At 69.8% G+C, this 17,461-nt stretch carries 14 protein-coding genes; 9 read left to right on the forward strand and 5 right to left on the reverse strand.

The genetic code is table 11. The features are described 5' to 3' along the window. Positions 1-202: 202 nt before the first annotated feature. Positions 203-1,036, forward strand: a complete 834-nt coding sequence (locus OHN74_RS18640; RefSeq protein WP_327695682.1) for an HAD family hydrolase — start codon at positions 203-205, stop codon at positions 1,034-1,036. Positions 1,037-1,465: 429 nt separating this feature from the next. Here the strand turns inward: OHN74_RS18640 and OHN74_RS18645 are convergent, their stop codons facing one another. Further along, the gene (locus OHN74_RS18645; RefSeq protein ID WP_327695683.1) at positions 1,466-2,290 is read right to left on the reverse strand and encodes an oxidoreductase; all 825 of its coding nucleotides are present in this window, start codon (positions 2,288-2,290) and stop codon (positions 1,466-1,468) included. Positions 2,291-2,391: 101 nt separating this feature from the next. Between OHN74_RS18645 and OHN74_RS18650 the strand changes: the two genes are divergently transcribed. Then, a complete protein-coding gene (locus OHN74_RS18650) occupies positions 2,392-3,375 on the forward strand; it encodes an ATP-binding protein (RefSeq protein ID WP_327695684.1) in 984 nt (327 codons plus the stop codon). Between the two features lie 121 nt (positions 3,376-3,496). On the opposite strand, the gene OHN74_RS18655 is transcribed toward OHN74_RS18650, so the two are convergent. After that, positions 3,497-4,774, reverse strand: a complete 1,278-nt coding sequence (locus tag OHN74_RS18655) for a hypothetical protein (RefSeq protein WP_327695685.1) — start codon at positions 4,772-4,774, stop codon at positions 3,497-3,499. 307 nt (positions 4,775-5,081) lie between these two features. On the opposite strand from OHN74_RS18655, the gene OHN74_RS18660 reads away from it, so the two are divergent. The 6 genes from OHN74_RS18660 to OHN74_RS18685 all read left to right on the forward strand — a co-directional run bounded on the left by OHN74_RS18660 (position 5,082) and on the right by OHN74_RS18685 (position 13,248). Then, a complete protein-coding gene (locus OHN74_RS18660) occupies positions 5,082-7,541 on the forward strand; it encodes a bifunctional SulP family inorganic anion transporter/carbonic anhydrase (RefSeq protein WP_327695686.1) in 2,460 nt (819 codons plus the stop codon). A 203-nt stretch (positions 7,542-7,744) separates the two neighbouring features. After that, positions 7,745-9,700: an acetate--CoA ligase gene (gene acs, locus OHN74_RS18665; protein WP_327695687.1), complete on the forward strand. Its 1,956-nt coding sequence runs from the start codon at positions 7,745-7,747 to the stop codon at positions 9,698-9,700. A 192-nt stretch (positions 9,701-9,892) separates the two neighbouring features. Continuing rightward, positions 9,893-11,344: a Na+/H+ antiporter NhaA gene (gene nhaA / locus OHN74_RS18670; protein ID WP_327700178.1), complete on the forward strand. Its 1,452-nt coding sequence runs from the start codon at positions 9,893-9,895 to the stop codon at positions 11,342-11,344. A gap of 111 nt (positions 11,345-11,455) precedes the next feature. After that, positions 11,456-11,932 (forward strand): phage holin family protein, encoded by a 477-nt coding sequence (locus tag OHN74_RS18675; RefSeq protein ID WP_327695688.1) that lies wholly within the window; start codon positions 11,456-11,458, stop codon positions 11,930-11,932. Then, a complete protein-coding gene (locus OHN74_RS18680) occupies positions 11,929-12,909 on the forward strand; it encodes an alpha/beta fold hydrolase (RefSeq protein ID WP_327695689.1) in 981 nt (326 codons plus the stop codon). Before OHN74_RS18675 ends, OHN74_RS18680 begins: the two co-directional genes overlap by 4 nt. 159 nt (positions 12,910-13,068) lie before the next feature. Then, positions 13,069-13,248, forward strand: coding sequence for a hypothetical protein (locus OHN74_RS18685; RefSeq protein ID WP_327695690.1), 180 nt, complete (start codon positions 13,069-13,071; stop codon positions 13,246-13,248). A gap of 62 nt (positions 13,249-13,310) precedes the next feature. Here OHN74_RS18685 and OHN74_RS18690 read toward each other — a convergent pair whose 3' ends face one another. From OHN74_RS18690 to nth, 3 genes are all read right to left on the reverse strand, one after another. After that, positions 13,311-14,510 carry a MarP family serine protease gene (locus OHN74_RS18690; protein ID WP_327695691.1) on the reverse strand — a complete coding sequence of 400 codons (1,200 nt, stop codon included), beginning with the start codon at positions 14,508-14,510 and terminating at the stop codon, positions 13,311-13,313. Between the two features lie 13 nt (positions 14,511-14,523). Then, the gene (locus OHN74_RS18695; protein ID WP_327695692.1) at positions 14,524-15,246 is read right to left on the reverse strand and encodes an NUDIX hydrolase; all 723 of its coding nucleotides are present in this window, start codon (positions 15,244-15,246) and stop codon (positions 14,524-14,526) included. 88 nt (positions 15,247-15,334) lie between these two features. Further along, positions 15,335-16,432: an endonuclease III gene (gene nth, locus OHN74_RS18700; protein ID WP_443060407.1), complete on the reverse strand. Its 1,098-nt coding sequence runs from the start codon at positions 16,430-16,432 to the stop codon at positions 15,335-15,337. 327 nt (positions 16,433-16,759) lie between these two features. Between nth and OHN74_RS18705 the strand changes: the two genes are divergently transcribed. After that, entirely contained in the window at positions 16,760-17,434 is a 675-nt protein-coding gene (locus OHN74_RS18705; protein ID WP_006382668.1) for a Crp/Fnr family transcriptional regulator, read from the forward strand. The last annotated feature ends 27 nt before the right edge of the window (positions 17,435-17,461 follow it).

The raw sequence follows: 17,461 nt of genomic DNA on the forward strand, positions 1-17,461 counted from the left end.
TGGGGAGAGAGAAAACCTGCCCGGACATGCGACGACCCCCGCCGGGGGGGAGAGCGGGGGTCGTCCCCTCGGTTCGACTCGGGGGGGGGAGGAGCCGGACCGGGTTAGCACGGTCGCGAACGATCCGTGACTTCCATGGTGTACCCGAGAGCCTTCCCAGGCAAACCCACGCGCCACACCTTACGCCGAATGGTGGGCGCATATGCTCAGCCTCGTGGAAAACCACTCCTTGCCCCGCACAGCCGCCTTCTTCGACCTGGACAAGACGGTCATTGCGAAGTCGAGCACGCTCACGTTCAGCAAGTCGTTCTACCAAGGCGGTCTGATCAACCGCAGGGCCGTCTTGCGTACCGCCTATGCCCAGTTCGTCTTCCTGGCGGGCGGTGCCGATCATGACCAGATGGAGCGTATGCGCGAGTACCTGTCCGCGCTGTGCCGCGGCTGGAACGTCCAGCAGGTCAAGGAGATCGTCGCCGAGACGCTGCACGACCTGATCGACCCGATCATCTACGACGAGGCGGCCTCCCTCATCGAGGAGCACCACACCGCCGGCCGTGACGTGGTGATCGTGTCCACGTCGGGCGCGGAGGTCGTCGAGCCGATCGGTGAACTGCTCGGCGCGGACCGGGTGGTGGCCACACGCATGGTCGTCGGCGACAACGGCTGCTTCACGGGCGAGGTGGAGTACTACGCGTACGGGCCCACCAAGGCCGAGGCGATCAAGGAGCTGGCCAAGTCCGAGGGATACGACCTGGCTCGCTGCTACGCGTACAGCGACAGCATCACCGACGTCCCCATGCTGGCTTCCGTCGGCCATCCGCACGCCGTGAACCCGGACCGCGCACTGCGCCGGGAAGCGGTCGCCCGTGGATGGACGATCCTGGACTTCCACCGTCCGGTCAGGCTGAAGCAGCGCTTGCCCGCGCTCTCCGTACCGCCGCGTCCGGCCCTGGTCGCCGCCGCCGCGATAGGCGCGGCGGCGGCCACGGCGGGTCTCGTCTGGTACGCGAGCAGGCGCCGACCGACGATCGTCTGAGTCGCCCCTCCCGGCCCACCCAGGGACATCCGGCACACCAGCGCCCGATTCAGTCCCGTTTGAGGACAAAAGTAAAGAAGTGCAGTCAGGGCTTCCGCTTGCCGCGGTCCAGGAGTAGAAAGGACTCAACGGCCCGCGAGACCAAGGACATCCGAAAGGATCACCCTAATAACGCATTTGGCCCCACGGACCTAGCATGAACACTGGGCACCCACGCGACGTCGACCCGTCGATTACGGGCCAGCCGCACCAGGTTACGGGCAGAGTTCCCGACCTGATGGGCAATACTCCGAGGACGCTTGGTAACCCGGGTGGACATGCTGGCGGCGGTACGAATCCTCGTACCGCCGCATCCCGTTGAAGGCCCTCCGCGGAGGGCCTTTTCGCTTCCTCCGCCGTTCCCTCTGCCGTTCTTTTCCTATGCCGTTCCTATGCCGCCCCGCGTTGCAGCGCCTCGCACACGGCCACCGATTCACGCGCCCCGAGGGTGACCGCCCGGCCACAGTGGGCGATCCACGCCGCCATACCCTCCGGAGTGCCGGAGACATAGCCGTCGAGGGCCGCCAGATAGGCCGCGCGACCCGGTTCCGCGTGGCCGACCTCGGCCGGGCACACGGACTTCGGGTCGAGGCCGCTGCCGACCAGGACGATCCGCTCGGCCGCGCGCGCGACAAGGCCGTTGTGGGAGCCGAAGGGACGCAGTGCGAGGAGTTCGCCGTGCACGACGGCGGCCGTGACCAGGGCAGGGGCCGAGCCTCCCGCGATGATCAGTTCCGCGAGCCCCTCCAGCCGCCCGGACACCTCGGCCGCGCTCGGCAGCGGCAGTTCGACCGTCGGCTCGTCGACCGGCTCACCGTCCTGCCGCGGACGCCCCACCTCGTCGCCCGTACCCGCGGCGGCGACCAGATGCAGCCGGGCCAGCACGCGCAGCGGCGACTGACGCCAGATGGACAGGAGTTGGCCCGCCTCCGCGGTCAGCCGGAGGGCAGCGCCGACGACCCTGGCCTCGTCGTCACCGCTGAAGTCGGTGCGCCGGCGCACCTCTTCGAGCGCCCAGTCGGCGCCGGAGAGGGCCGCGGAGCCGCGCGCACCGCGCAGTGCCGCCTCGCCGGTGATCTCGTTGCTGCGCCGCCGCATGATGCGATGTCCGTAGACCCGGTCCACGGCCTTGCGTACGGACTCCACGGAATCGGCCACCCCGGGAAGTGATCCCAGGGCCGCGAGCGGGTCGGCGTTCGCGTCTGTCGTACTCATGAGTACGACCCTACGCACTCCGGGGAGCCAACCCACGAAGGAGTGGACTTCCTCACGCCCCCTGGACACTCTTGGCGATCACTGCACTACCGTTAGTGAACATGAAAATTGCTTTCGTCGGGAAGGGCGGCAGCGGCAAGACCACGCTGTCCTCCCTGTTCGTCCGTCACCTCGCCGCCTCCGGCGCGCCGGTCCTCGCCATCGACGCCGACATCAACCAGCATCTGGGCGCCGCGCTCGGCCTCCACGACTCCGAGGCCGCCGCGATGCCCGCGATGGGCGAGCGGATGGAGCTGATCAAGGAGTACCTCCGCGGTGCGAATCCACGCATCGCCTGCGCCGACGCGATGATCAAGACGACGCCACCCGGCGAGGGCTCGCGGCTGCTGCGGATCCAGGAGACCAATCCGGTGTACGACGCCTGTGCGCGGCCGGTGGAACTCGACGGCGGCGCCGTCCGTTTGATGGTCACCGGCCCGTTCACCGAAGCCGATCTCGGAGTGGCCTGCTACCACTCCAAGACGGGCGCGGTGGAGCTGTGCCTGAACCATCTCGTCGACGGCCCGAGCGAGTATGTCGTCGTCGACATGACCGCGGGCTCCGACTCCTTCGCGTCCGGCCTGTTCACCCGCTTCGACATCACGTTCCTCGTCGCCGAACCGACCCGGAAGGGAGTCTCCGTCTATCGCCAGTACAAGGAGTACGCCCAGGACTTCGGGGTCACCCTGAAGGTCGTCGGCAACAAGGTGCAGGGTCAGGACGACCTCGACTTCCTCCGCGCCGAGGTCGGGGACGACCTTCTGGAGACGGTCGGGCACTCGGACTGGGTACGCGCCCTGGAGAAGGGCCGGCTCTCCCGGTTCGAGTTCCTGGAGGACACCAACCGCCGTTCCCTGCGCCGGTTGCACACGGCCGTCGACGCCACGTACGAGCTGCGTGACTGGGAGCGCTACACGCACCAGATGGTCCACTTCCACCTGAAGAACGCCCACTCCTGGGCCAACGCCCGCACCGGGGTCGACCTGGCGGCCCAGGTCGACCCCGGCTTCGTACTGGGCGAGGAGCCGGCGGCAACCACCGTCTGAGGTCGGGTGCGCGCAGCGCCCCGATAGGGGCGCGGGGAACTGCGCGACCAGCCCTCACCGACCCGCACCCGGCAAACCGCCCCGAACGACCCGCCGCGAACGACCCGCACCCGGCGGAGCGCTACCGCTTGGCCGCCGGAGCCCCCGGTACCCCCTTGGGTGCCGGGGCCGGGCGCCCGGCCAGGAAGGCCTCCCAACCCCCCTTCGGAGCCTCACCGACCCCCAGCGTGCGCATCTTCGCCAGCGTCTGCGGGTCCTGCGCGTCCAGCCAGTCGGCGAGCTGCCGGAAGGAGACGCACCGGACGTCGGCCTTCGTGCAGACGCGTTCGATGACCTCCTCGACGGCACGCATGTAGACGCCGCCGTTCCAGGACTCGAAGTGGTTGCCGATGAGCAAGGGCGCGCGGTTGCCGTCGTGGGCGCGCTCGAAGCCCTTGAGGAGACCGTCGCGGAACTGGTCGCCCCAGTACTCGTGCCGGCCCTCGGCGCCCGTACGCGCACCGGACTGGTTCATGTAGAAGTTGTAGTCCATGGTCAGCGTCTCGAAGCTGCGGCCGGGGACCGGGACGAGCTGCATGGACAGGTCCCACAGGCCCTGCTTCTTCGCGGGCCAGAGCTGGTCGTTGACCCCGCTCGTGTCGTAGCGGAAGCCCAGTTCGCGGGCCGCGCTCATGAAGTTCTTCTGCCCTTCCAGGCATGGCGTTCGTGCGCCGACGAGTTCCTTCTCGTAGTCGAAGGGCAGCGGGGAAGCCTTCTTCATGCCCGTGGTGGTCTTCCAGGACTTCACGAAACGTTTCGCCTGGGCGATCTCGTCCTTCCAGTCCTCCACCGACCACTCGCCGACCCCACCCCCGCTGCCGCAGAAGTGGCCGTTGAAGTGGGTGCCGATCTCGCTGCCCTCCAGCCAGGCGAGCCGCAACTGCTTCACGGTGTCGGCGATGCCCTGCTCGTCGTTGAAGCCGATGTCGGAGCGGCCCGGCGAGTGCTGGGGCGGCCGGTAGAGGTCGCGCTTGTCCTCCGGGAGCAGGTACACGCCGCTCAGGAAGTACGTCATCGTCGCCTTGTTGGCCTTGGCCACCTTGCGGAAGCGGGAGAACAGCCGCTGGCTGTCCTCGCCCGCGCCGTCCCAGGAGAAGACGACGAACTGCGGCGGCTTCTGGCCGGGCTTGAGCCGCTCGGGCCTTGGCTGGTAGGGCTGGGCTCCGGTGTACGCGGTGGAGCCGTCGCCGATCAGCCGGACCGCGCTCTTGGGTGCCGGGGCCGGCGCCGCCTTCTTGGCGCCGTGCGTGCCTTCCTTCACACCGGAGGAGCCGGTGGTTCCCGCCCCGCAGCCGGCGAGTGACGCGGCACAGGCCGCGACGGCCACGACGCCCGCGGCGATCCTCTTGGTGACGGCCATGTCCGCCCACCTCTTCCTTCGTTCGGGCCGGCGCTTTCGGGCGCGGCGCCGTCAAGGTGGCATGGAGACCAGGAAGGAATTAGTACGACAAGCCGATCAAAAGTTCAGTTCACTCGCCAGAGTGATTTATTAACCCATTTGCCCCGAAATTACATACACGCCCTTTACTGTGCATTACGATCCGTTTACCGAGCGTTGAAAATCCCGCCGCTTGCACGCCGTGACCCACGGCCGCGACCCGACCCCCCGCCATCGACGGGGGGACCACCTGTTCCGCGACCGCGCTGCCCCGGAGGAGACGGGAAACATGTCTGCCTGCGTCCCCACTCGCGCCCCCGACCGGACTCGGACGAAGCGCATGCACCAGCCACACAGCCCCCCACAGCCGCCGACACCGCCCCGCCGCTTCCGCATCGCGGGCGCTGATGTGTCGGCCTCCATCGCGGTCTTCCTGATCGCCCTGCCCCTCTCCCTGGGGATCGCCCTCGCCACCGGCGCACCGCTCCAGGCCGGCCTGGTCGCCGCCGCCGTCGGCGGACTCGTCGCCGGACGGCTCGGCGGCTCCCCGCTCCAGGTGAGCGGCCCCGCCGCCGGGCTCACCGTCGTCACCGCCGAGCTCATCCAGCGGTACGGATGGCGTACGACCTGCGCCATCACCGTCCTCGCCGGGCTCGCCCAACTCGGCCTCGGCTGTCTGCGCGTGGCCCGCACGGCGCTCGCCGTCAGCCCCGCCGTCGTCCACGGCATGCTCGCCGGGATCGGCGTGACCATCGCCGTGGCCCAGCTGCACATCGTCCTCGGGGATACGCCGGAGAGCTCGGTCCTCGACAACGTCCGCGCGCTGCCCGCCCAGTTGGCCGGCCTGCATCCCGCCGCCGTGTCGATGAGCGTGCTGACCCTGACTCTGCTCCTGACCTGGCCACGGCTTCCCGGCCGGGCGGGGAGCGTGCTGCGCAAGGTGCCGGCCGCGCTCGTAGCCGTCAGCGGCGCCACACTCGTCGCCGCGCTCGCCGGGCTGAGCCTGCCCAAGGTCGACCTGCCGTCCTGGCGCAGCCACGCGCTGGCAGGGCTGCCCGAAGGGCCCGTGCTCGGCGTCATCGCCGCCGTGCTCACCACCACACTGGTGTGCAGCGTGCAGTCGCTGCTCGGCGCGGTCGCCGTGGACAAACTGGTCGCCTCCCGGCCCGAACTGCTGGCCGGAGGTGCCGGTCTGCCAGGAGCCTCGGCCCGCGTCGGCCGCTCCGACCTGAACCGTGAACTGCTCGGCCAGGGCGCCGCCAACATCGTGTCCGGGGTTCTGGGCGGGCTGCCGGTCGCGGGGGTGGCCGTGCGGAGTTCGGCGAATGTGCAAGCCGGTGCCGTGAGCCGGAACTCCACGATGCTGCACGGCGTTTTCGTAGTAGTCGCCGCGCTGCTGATGGTTCCGATCCTGGAGCTGATCCCGCTCGCCTCACTCGCCGCCCTGGTGATGGCCGTCGGCATCCAGATGGTGTCCCTGCACCACATTCGCACGGTGACCCGCCACCGCGAGGTCCTGGTCTACGCGGTGACGACCCTGGGCGTCGTCGTCTTCGGCGTCCTCGAAGGAGTCACGCTGGGCGTCGCGGTCGCCGTGTCCGTCGCCCTGAACCGCCTCGCCCGCACCCGGATCACCTACGAAGTCAGACACGACGAGACAGGGGGCATCCATTACGTACACGTCCGAGGACAGTTGACGTTCCTCGCGGTGCCCCGGCTCAGCCGGACCCTGCACCTCGTGCCCCAGGGGGCCGACGCCGTCGTGGAGCTGGACGGGTCGTTCATGGACCACGCGGCGTTCGAATCGTTGCAGGACTGGCAGAACACGCACACCGCACAGGGCGGCACCGTCGAGGTGACCGGCCGGGCAGGGACACGTATCGCCGAGCCCGCGGACGCCTCCGACTGCCGCTGCCGGCCCTGGACGCCCTGGCGCAACCACCAGTGCGAGGGCCCGGAGTCCGGACCGGCGCGCGGGGAGACGGAGGACGGGTCCGGCGAGGAGAGCGGCCGGACCGGTTCCTCCGGCTCGCCCGACCCGGCCGACTCCGCGGGATCGGTCGGTGCCGTCGAGCCGAGCGGGCATCAACTCGCGCGCGGGATCAGCGCGTTCCAGCGCAACACCGCACCGCTGGTGCGCGGCGAGCTGGCCAGGCTGGCGCGCGAGGGACAACAGCCCTCACAGCTGTTCCTGACGTGTGCCGACTCGCGCCTCGTCACCTCGATGATCACCTCCAGCGGCCCCGGTGACCTGTTCGTCGTACGGAACGTCGGCAACCTGGTGCCGCTGCCCGGCGAGGAGAGCGGGGACGACTCGGTGGCGGCAGCGATCGAGTACGCGGTCGACGTGCTGAAGGTGCGGTCCATCACGGTGTGCGGGCACTCCGGGTGCGGGGCCATGCAGGCACTGCTGAACATGGAGCCCGACGGGGCGCGGACCCCGCTCAGGCGGTGGCTGCGGCACGGGCTGCCGAGCCTGGAGCGCATGGCCTCGAAGGCCCGGCCCTGGGCGCGGCTCGCCGGGCGGGCGCCCGCCGACGCGGTCGAACAGCTCTGTCTGACCAATGTGGTCCAGCAGTTGGAGCACCTGAGGGCGCACGAGTCGGTGGCGCGGGCGCTGCGGGAGGGCGTACTCGATCTGCAGGGGATGTATTTCCATGTGGGTGAGGCGCAGGCGTATCTGCTCACCGGGATGGTGGGCGGCGACGAGGTGTTCGATCATGTGCGGGCGGCCGGACTGTCCGCCTGACGGGGAGGGGTGAACCAGGCGACCGTCACGTACGTGACCTTGGTTGTGCCCCTCTCGAAGAGGCGCGCCGGCGGAAGAGGCCCGAGAAGATTTAAAGGTCTAAACCAATTTTCCGTCGGCCCTTGTCAGCGGGCCCCCCGGTCTGATGAGCTGTGGCCTGGGACACAACGGTCGCCCCGGCAGAGCACCGTAAGGGAGATGTCGTGAGCAACGAAAGCCTGGCCAACCTGCTCAAGGAAGAGCGCAGGTTCGCGCCACCCGCCGAGCTGGCCGCAAACGCCAACGTAACGGCGGAGGCTTACGAACAGGCCAAGGCTGACCGGCTCGGCTTCTGGGCCGCGCAGGCCCGCCGGCTGACCTGGGCCACCGAGCCGACCGAGACGCTGGACTGGTCGAACCCGCCGTTCGCCAAGTGGTTCAAGGACGGCAGCCTCAACGTCGCGTACAACTGCGTCGACCGGCACGTCGAGGCCGGGAACGGCGACCGGGTCGCCATCCACTTCGAGGGGGAGCCCGGTGACAGCCGGGCGATCACCTACGCCGAGCTCAAGGACGAGGTCTCCAAGGCCGCCAACGCCCTGTTGGAGCTGGGAGTCGGGAAGGGCGACCGGGTCGCCGTCTACATGCCGATGATCCCGGAGACGGCGATCGCGATGCTCGCCTGCGCCCGAATCGGCGCCGCGCACAGTGTCGTCTTCGGCGGGTTCTCCGCGGACGCGCTGGCCACCCGTATCCAGGACGCCGACGCCAAGATCGTCATCACCACCGACGGCGGCTACCGGCGCGGCAAGCCGTCCGCGCTCAAGCCCGCCGTCGACGCGGCCGTCGACCGCGTCGACAACGTGGAGCACGTGCTCGTCGTCCGCCGCACCGGCCAGGAGGTCGAGTGGCACGAGGGCCGGGACGTGTGGTGGCACGACGTCGTCGAACAGCAGAGCACCGAGCACACGCCCGAGGCGTTCGAGGCCGAGCAGCCGCTGTTCATCCTCTACACCTCCGGTACGACAGGGAAGCCCAAGGGCATCCTGCACACCTCCGGCGGCTACCTCACCCAGGCCGCCTACACCCACCACGCCGTCTTCGACCTCAAGCCGGAGACCGACGTCTACTGGTGCACGGCCGACGTCGGCTGGGTCACCGGGCACTCGTACATCGTGTACGGACCGCTGGCCAACGGTGCGACCCAGGTGATGTACGAGGGAACACCGGACACCCCGCACCAGGGCCGCTTCTGGGAGATCATCCAGAAGTACGGGGTGACGATCCTCTACACGGCGCCGACCGCGATTCGTACGTTCATGAAGTGGGGCGACGACATCCCCGCCAAGTTCGACCTCTCCTCCCTTCGGGTGCTGGGGTCGGTGGGCGAGCCGATCAACCCCGAGGCGTGGATGTGGTACCGCAAGCACATCGGCGGCGACGTGACGCCCATCGTGGACACCTGGTGGCAGACCGAGACCGGCGCCATGATGATCTCCCCGCTGCCCGGCGTGACCGAGACCAAGCCGGGGTCCGCGCAGCGGGCGCTGCCCGGCATCTCCGCGACCGTCGTCGACGACGAGGCGCGCGAAGTGCCGGACGGGGGCGGCGGCTACCTCGTGCTGACCGAGCCGTGGCCCTCCATGCTGCGCACCATCTGGGGCGACGACCAGCGGTTCCTCGACACGTACTGGTCCCGGTTCGAGGGCAAGTACTTCGCGGGTGACGGCGCCAAGAAGGACGACGACGGCGACATCTGGCTGCTCGGGCGCGTGGACGACGTCATGCTCGTCTCCGGGCACAACATCTCCACCACCGAGGTCGAGTCCGCCCTCGTCTCCCACCCCTCCGTCGCCGAAGCGGCCGTCGTGGGCGCCGCCGACGAGACGACCGGGCAGGCCATCGTCGCCTTCGTCATCCTGCGCGGCACCGCCTCCGAGACCGACACCCTCGTCGCCGAACTGCGCAACCACGTCGGAGACGTTCTCGGCCCGATCGCCAAGCCGAAGCGCATCCTGCCGGTCGCGGAGCTCCCCAAGACCCGCTCCGGAAAGATCATGCGCCGCCTGCTGCGCGACGTCGCCGAGAACCGGGAACTGGGTGACGTGACCACCCTGACCGACTCCACCGTCATGGACCTCATCCAGACGAAGCTCCCCGCGGCGGGCAGCGAGGACTAGAAGAAGGCCGGAACAAGGCAGGAAGAGCACAAGAAGGGGACAAGAGGGTTTCCTCCGGACGGCACATCCCGCGCACCTTAGGTAGGCTAAAGATCGCGTCAACAACGCGACAGGATCCGCGAGGATCGAACAGGTGCGCCGGGAAGTCTGGTCGGCATGCGCTCCGTGCTGCCCACCGACCGGAGGACCCCCGTGGCCGCCCCCCGCACCGCCAACCGCAAGCTCCTCGGACGGCTCTCACTGCCCGAGCGGACGTACGTCGCGGACGCCCTGCGGACCGAGACCGTCGGCGGGGTGCTGCTGCTCGTCGCCGCGATCACCGCGCTGATCTGGGCGAACACCCCTGTCAAGGACAGTTACGAGGCCGTCCTCGACTTTCACGTCGGGCCCGCCGCTCTCGGGCTCGACCTCTCCCTCCAGCACTGGGCGGCCGACGGCCTGCTCGCCATCTTCTTCTTCGTCGCCGGCATCGAACTCAAGCGCGAACTCGTCGCCGGCGATCTGCGCGACCCGAGGGCCGCCGCGCTGCCCGTCGTCGCCGCCCTGTGCGGAATGGCCGTACCGGCGCTCGTCTACACCCTCACCAACGTCACCGGCGGCGGTTCGCTCGCCGGATGGGCCGTGCCCACGGCCACCGACATCGCCTTCGCGCTCGCCGTGCTCGCCGTCATCGGTACGTCCCTGCCGAGCGCCCTGCGCGCGTTCCTGCTGACGCTCGCCGTCGTCGACGACCTCTTCGCCATCCTGATCATCGCGGTCTTCTTCACCGACGACCTGAACCTCGCCGCGCTCGGCGGCGCGCTCGTCGGCCTCGCCGTCTTCTGGCTGCTGCTGCGCAAGGGCGTACGCGGTTGGTACGTGTACGTTCCGCTCGCGCTCGTCATCTGGGGGCTGATGTACAACAGCGGCATCCACGCCACCATCGCCGGTGTCTCGATGGGCCTGATGCTGCGGTGCACGACCCGGAGCGAGGAGGGGGAGAAACGCTCGCCCGGCGAACGCGTGGAGCATCTGGTACGGCCTCTTTCGGCCGGGCTCGCAGTGCCGCTGTTCGCCCTGTTCAGCGCGGGCGTCTCGGTGTCCGGCGGGGTGCTGGGGGACGTGTTCGCACAGCCCGAGACACTCGGGGTCGTGCTCGGGCTCGTCGTCGGGAAGACACTCGGGATCTTCGGCGGAACCTGGCTGACGGCACGTTTCACCCGCGCCTCGCTCAGCGAAGACCTCGCCTGGGCCGACGTCTTCGCCGTCGCCTCGCTCGCCGGGATCGGGTTCACCGTCTCCCTGCTGATCGGTGAACTCGCGTTCGACGGCGACCCCGCGCTCACCGACGGCGTCAAGGCCGCCGTCCTGACCGGCTCGCTCATCGCCGCGCTCGCCGCGACCGTACTGCTGAAGATGCGGAACGCCAGGTACCGCAGGCTCTGGGAGGCGGAGGAGCGCGACGACGACCTCGACGGCATCCCCGACATCTACGAGGAGCACGATCCGGCGTACCACCTGCGCATGGCCGACATCCACGAGGGGAAGGCGGCAGAACACCGGCGCATCGCCGCGCTCAAGGCCGCCGAACTGGAGGCCGCCGAGCGGGACCGGCTTGCCGAAGTGGTGGGCGGGGCGGGCGACGAGGGTGACGGTCCGGCATGATCTGACACGTAGACGTCAGACATACGGTCAGATGCGTACGCCAGGCGCGTACGTCGGACATCCGAACGTCAGACATTCGAGCAGGACGACCAAGACAACAGGGAGATCTCGATGAGCGCACCCGACGGCAGCCCGGTCGGCGCCGAACGCAGCATCGGCCAGTTGTTCGCCTCGGCGACGACCGAGATGTCCGCGCTGGTGCACGACGAGATCGCACTGGCGAAAGCCCAGCTCAAGCAGGACGTGAAGCGCGGCCTGACCAGCGGCGGCGCGTTCACGGTGGCCGCCGCCGTACTGGTGTTCTCCCTGCCGATGCTCAACTTCGCACTGGCGTACGCCATTCGGACCTGGAGCGACTGGAACCTCGCGGTCTGCTTCCTGCTGTCGTTCGCCGCGAACGTCCTCGTCGCCGTCCTCCTGGTGCTGGTCGGCGTCGTCTTCGCGAAGAAGGCCACGCGGAGCAAGGGCCCGCAGAAGGTGGCCGCGTCCATGAAGGAGACGGCGGGCGTCCTCCAGAAGGCCAAGCCCCACCCCCGGCCCGCCCCGGTGAGTGACGAGGTCGAGGTTGTGGCACGCTCGTCCTCATGACGGACCCCGCCTCACCCCCGGCGCGCCCCTCTTCGACCCAGCCCTCGTCAGCGCAGCCCGCCTCGGCCGTACGGCTTGACCTGCCCGGCGGGCGCGAGGTGGTCCACCGGGATGTCGCAGCAAACGGCGCCCGGTTCCACATCGCCGAGCTGGGCGACGGGCCGCTGGTCATGCTCGTGCACGGGTTCCCGCAGTTCTGGTGGACGTGGCGGCACCAGCTGACCGCCCTCGCCGACGCCGGTTTCCGGGCCGTCGCCATGGATCTGCGGGGCGTGGGCGGCAGCGACCGTACGCCCCGGGGTTACGACCCGGCGAACCTCGCCCTCGACATCACGGGCGTCGTCCGGTCCCTGGGCGAGCCCGACGCCGCGCTGGTCGGCCACGACCTGGGCGGATACCTGGCGTGGACGGCCGCGGTGATGCGCCCCAAGCTGGTCCGACGGCTCGTGGTCTCCTCGATGCCTCATCCACGGCGCTGGCGCTCGGCGATGCTCTCCGACGTCAAGCAGACGGCCGCCGGGTCCTACATCTGGGGGTTCCAGCGGCCCTGGCTCCCCGAGCGGCAGCTCATCGCGGACGACGGGGCGCTCGTCGGGCGGCTGATCCGGGACTGGTCGGGGCCGCGGCTGCCCGACGACGAGGCGGTGGAGACGTACCGCAGGGCCATGTGCATCCCGTCCACCGCGCACTGTGCGATCGAGCCGTACCGCTGGATGGTCCGCTCGATGGCCCGTCCGGACGGCATCCAGTTCAACCGGCGCATGAAGCGGCCGGTGCGGGTGCCGACGCTCCATCTGCACGGCTCACTCGATCCGGTACTGCGCACACGCAGCGCGGCCGGCTCCGGGGAGTACGTCGAAGCGCCGTACCGCTGGCGCCTGTTCGACGGACTGGGGCACTTCCCGCACGAGGAGGATCCCGCGGCCTTCTCCTCCGAGCTGATCAACTGGCTGAAGGATCCCGAACCGGACCGGTGACCGAAGCGGACCGGTGACCGGACGGGGCAAGGGTGCCGGCAGGCCGGACACCCGGTAACTGGAACAGTTGTACTACGAACAGCCAATTGCCTGGCGCATAGGCCAATTGGGGGCGCGTGGGGCGGTTATCGACCTTGGGGCAGGGGCAGACGTCGGGGTATGGGCTGGACGCACGACTACAGTGACGTAGCACGCAATCGCCGCTCGGGCCACGGCCCGAGTTCCCACCAAGGAGGCTCCCCGCACATCGCGGGGACCGATCTGAAGGTGGGAATCCCGCGCATCCTGCGCCGTCGAGCCCGCTGGGTCTCGATGCGCCTGCGCCACCCCCGCCCCTGAGCCCCGTACGGGAACTGTCGTACGGGACCTGTTCGTAGGGGATCCGCCCGGAGAGGACCCGCTCAGAGCGCGCAGCTGTCGCTGTCCACCTGCTGGTTGGCTGTGCGCCCCTGAGCGATGTCCTCCTGGATCTCGTCCGCCGTGAGCGCGTAACCGGTGTCCGGGTCGTCGAGGGACTTCGCGAAGACCACGCCGTACACCTTGCCGTCGGGCGTGAGCAGCGGGCCGCCGGAGTTGCCCTGACGGACGGTCGCGAACAGGGAGTAGACATCGCGGCGGACCGTGCCGCGGTGGTAGATGTCCGGGCCGTTGGCCGTGATGCGACCACGCACGCGCGCGGGGCGGACGTCGTACGACCCGTTCTCCGGGAAGCCGGCGACGATCGCGCTCTTCCCGCTGCTCGCGTCCGCTGTCGCGAACCGCAGCACGGGCGCGCGCAGATCGGGCACGTCGAGTACGGCGATGTCGCGCTCCCAGTCGTAGAGGACGACCGTCGCGTCGTACTTCCTGCCCTCGCCGCCTATCTGGACGGTGGGCTCGTCGACGCCGCCGACCACGTGCGCGTTGGTCATCACGCGCCGCTGGCCGAAGACGAAGCCGGTGCCCTCCAGGACCTTGCCGCAGCTCTGGGCGGTACCCATGACCTTGACGATGGAACGCTGGGCGTTGACGGCGACCGCGCTGTTGGCGAGCGCGGGGTCGGGCGGGTCGACGTCCTTGATGGGCTCGTCGGAGAACGGGCTGAAGACCTGCGGGAAGCCGTTCTGCGCGAGGACCGAGGTGAAGTCCTGGAACCAGGTGTCGGCATCGGAGGGCAGCACCTCCGACACTCCTGCCAGCACCTTGGAGCCGCGGACCTCCTTGCCCACCGTGGGCATCGTGGTCTGCGCGAGGGCGGCGCCGATCAGCCAGGCGACCAGGAGCATCGCGACGACGTTGACGAGGGCCCCGCCGGTCGCGTCGAGGGCGCGGGCGGGCGACCAGGTGATGAATCTGCGCAGCTTGTTGCCGAGGTGGGTGGTCAGGGCCTGGCCGACGGAGGCGCAGACGATCACGATGACGACCGCGACGATGGCGGCGGTCGTGCTCACCTCGGCCTCGTCGGTCACGCCGTCCCAGACAACGGGCAGCAGATAGACGGCGACAAGACCACCGCCCAGGAAGCCGATCACCGACAGGATGCCGACGACGAACCCCTGGCGGTAGCCCACGATCGCGAACCACACGGCGGCGACCAGCAACAAGATGTCCAGCACGTTCACAAGGGCCACCCTGTCACGCGCGCCAGTCCAGCGGGACCTGCTTGTTTCTGTCCCAGGGGCGCTCCCAGCCCGAGTAGTGCATCAGACGGTCGATGATCCCGGCCGTGAAGCCCCACACGAGGGCCGATTCGACCAGAAATGCCGGACCCTTGTGGCCACTTGGGTGCACGGCGGTCGCACGATTGGCCGGATCCGTGAGATCCGCCACGGGGACCGTGAAGACCCGCGCCGTCTCGTTCGGGTCGACGACCCCGACCGGTGTCGGCTCGCGCCACCAGCCCAGCACGGGCGTGACGACGAAGCCGCTCACCGGGATGTAGAGCTTGGGCAGTACGCCGAAGAGCTGGACGCCGGCCGGATCGAGCCCCGTCTCCTCCTCGGCCTCGCGCAGCGCGGCCCGCAGCGGACCGTCGCCCTGCGGATCGCCGTCCTCGGGATCGAGGGCGCCGCCGGGGAAGGAGGGCTGACCGGCGTGGGAGCGCAGCGAACTGGCCCGCTCCATGAGCAGCAGCTCGGGCCCGCCGCCCTCCTCGGGGTTCTCGGCCTTCCCCTCGCCCTCTCCGAAGAGGATCAGTACGGCCGACTGGCGGCCGGCGCCGTCCTCGGGCGGCAGGAAGCGGCTCAGCTGGAGCGGTTCGACCGTCTCGACGGCGTGCACCACCGGATCGAGCCAGCCGGGCAGGCCCTCCTTGCTCAGCGTCGCCTCGCCGCCCTGTGTGTTGCTCGCGCGCGTCACCGCCACCCCCGTTCTGCTGCTTCCAACGCCTGTGGCAGCCCTGTTGGTTCCGCCGCGGCCGGATGGCTCCCGGGCCTCGCCCCGGCCCTCATCCGGCCGCCAGCGGCGGCGCCGGGATGCCGCCCGCGTCGAGGTACGCCTGCGGCGGGTTCAGCCGCTGGCCGGGGAAGCCGCCCTTCTCGTACTTCAGGAGCTTCAGCGCCTTCTCCGGGTCCGTCTCGCCCTCCCCGTACGCCGGGCAGAGCGGGGCGAGCGGGCAGGCGCCGCAGGCGGGCTTGCGGGCATGGCAGATACGGCGGCCGTGGAAGATCACGTGGTGCGAGAGCATCGTCCAGTCGCTCTTGGGGAAGAGCGCGCCGACGGCGGCCTCGATCTTGTCCGGGTCCTTCTCCGCCGTCCACTGCCAGCGGTGCACCAGCCGCTGGAAGTGCGTGTCCACGGTGATGCCGGGCCGCCCGAAGGCGTTGCCGAGAACGACGAAAGCCGTCTTACGGCCCACACCGGGGAGTTTGACGAGGTCTTCGAGGCGGCCGGGCACCTCGCCGCCGAACTCCTCCGACAGGGCCTTGGACAGCCCTATGACGGACCTGGTCTTCGCCCGGAAGAACCCGGTCGGGCGCAGGATCTCCTCGACCTCCTCGGGGTTGGCGGCGGCCAGGTCCTCGGGGGTGGGGTACTTGGCGAAGAGGGCGGGGGTCGTCTGGTTCACCCTCAGGTCGGTGGTCTGGGCGGACAGGACCGTGGCGACGAGCAGCTGGAAGGAGTTCTCGAAGTCCAGCTCGGGGTGGGCGTACGGATAGACCTCGGCGAGCTCCCGGTCGATCCGGCGCGCGCGCCGGACGAGCGCGGTGCGCGACTCGTTGCGGGGCGGCTTCGGGGCAGCGGTCTTGGCGGCGGGCTTCGGGGCGCCGGTCTTGGACGCGGCGGCCTTGGAGACAGCGGTTCCGGAAGCGGCAGCCTTGGAGGCGGGCTTGGCTGTGGCCGACTTCGCGGCGGCGGGCTTCACCGTCGCGGCCCCTTTCGCCGCCGCCTGCTTCCTCGCCGCCGGCTTCTTCGCCGCTGCGGAGGCAGCCCTCTTCACCGACCCGGCCGACCGCGCGGTCTGCTCCTCCGGGGTGCTCTTCGCGTCCGTCCCACCCGCTTCGGCCGTCCCGGTCACCTTCTTGGCGGCTCTCTCCACCGACATCACCTCTGCCGCTTTCTCCGCATTCCGACCCCCACCCGTACCCTGTTCGCCCACAGCGGAATCGGCCTCTGCGGCCACCCGCCCAGCCCCCTTGGCCTGTGCTCTCACCGGCGATTTGGACACCCGGCCAGCCTAGAGCCCGGCACTGACATCCGCCCCGGACCCTGGAGATCGGCGCCCAATTGGCCCCCTGCCACACTGATCGGGACACCCGTGCGGCATCCTTGTGACAGATCACACTGTTTGGACCGTCCGGCAAGATGGGGAACACGGTCCCCGTTAACCGGGGAGCAAGATCCCCTGAGCAGGTCGACAAGGAGAGAACTCGTGGACGACGTTCTGCGGCGCGCCCCGCTCTTCGCGGCGCTCGATGACGAGCAGGCCGCGGAGCTCCGCGCCTCCATGAGTGAGGTGACCCTCGCGCGCGGTGACGCCCTGTTCCACGAGGGCGACCCGGGTGACCGGCTCTACGTGGTCACCGAGGGCAAGGTCAAGCTCCACCGCACGTCTCCGGACGGGCGCGAGAACATGCTGGCCGTCCTCGGCCCCGGCGAGCTGATCGGCGAGCTGTCGCTGTTCGACCCGGGCCCGCGCACCGCCACGGCCACCGCACTTACCGAGGTCAAGCTGCTCGGCCTCGGCCACGGCGACCTCCAGCCCTGGCTGAACGCCCGCCCCGAGGTGGCCGCCGCGCTCCTGCGCGCCGTCGCCCGGCGCCTGCGCAAGACCAACGACCAGATGTCCGACCTGGTCTTCTCCGACGTGCCGGGCCGCGTGGCGCGTGCCCTGCTCGACCTCTCGCGCCGGTTCGGCGTGCAGTCGGAGGAGGGCATCCACGTGGTGCACGACCTGACCCAGGAGGAGCTGGCACAGCTCGTCGGCGCCTCCCGCGAGACGGTCAACAAGGCGCTCGCCGACTTCGCGGGCCGCGGCTGGCTGCGCCTGGAGGCGCGGGCCGTGATCCTGCTGGACGTGGAGCGCCTCGCGAAGCGTTCGCGTTAGCCGGGAGCCGTCCGTACGCGTACGAGG

This window comes from Streptomyces sp. NBC_00459, from assembly GCF_036013955.1.
Classification (GTDB): Bacteria; Actinomycetota; Actinomycetes; order Streptomycetales; family Streptomycetaceae; genus Streptomyces.

Excerpts from the sequence above, each read along its gene's own strand:
- OHN74_RS18680 (WP_327695689.1), top strand. The coding sequence starts at position 11,929 with ATGACGGACCCCGCCTCACCCCCGGCGCGCCCCTCTTCGACCCAGCCC.
- OHN74_RS18685 (WP_327695690.1), top strand. The coding sequence starts at position 13,069 with ATGGGCTGGACGCACGACTACAGTGACGTAGCACGCAATCGCCGCTCG.
- OHN74_RS18640 (WP_327695682.1), top strand. The coding sequence starts at position 203 with ATGCTCAGCCTCGTGGAAAACCACTCCTTGCCCCGCACAGCCGCCTTC.
- OHN74_RS18675 (WP_327695688.1), top strand. The coding sequence starts at position 11,456 with ATGAGCGCACCCGACGGCAGCCCGGTCGGCGCCGAACGCAGCATCGGC.
- OHN74_RS18645 (WP_327695683.1), bottom strand. The coding sequence starts at position 2,290 with ATGAGTACGACAGACGCGAACGCCGACCCGCTCGCGGCCCTGGGATCA.
- OHN74_RS18660 (WP_327695686.1), top strand. The coding sequence starts at position 5,082 with ATGTCTGCCTGCGTCCCCACTCGCGCCCCCGACCGGACTCGGACGAAG.
- OHN74_RS18655 (WP_327695685.1), bottom strand. The coding sequence starts at position 4,774 with ATGGCCGTCACCAAGAGGATCGCCGCGGGCGTCGTGGCCGTCGCGGCC.
- nth (WP_443060407.1), bottom strand. The coding sequence starts at position 16,432 with ATGTCGGTGGAGAGAGCCGCCAAGAAGGTGACCGGGACGGCCGAAGCG.
- OHN74_RS18650 (WP_327695684.1), top strand. The coding sequence starts at position 2,392 with ATGAAAATTGCTTTCGTCGGGAAGGGCGGCAGCGGCAAGACCACGCTG.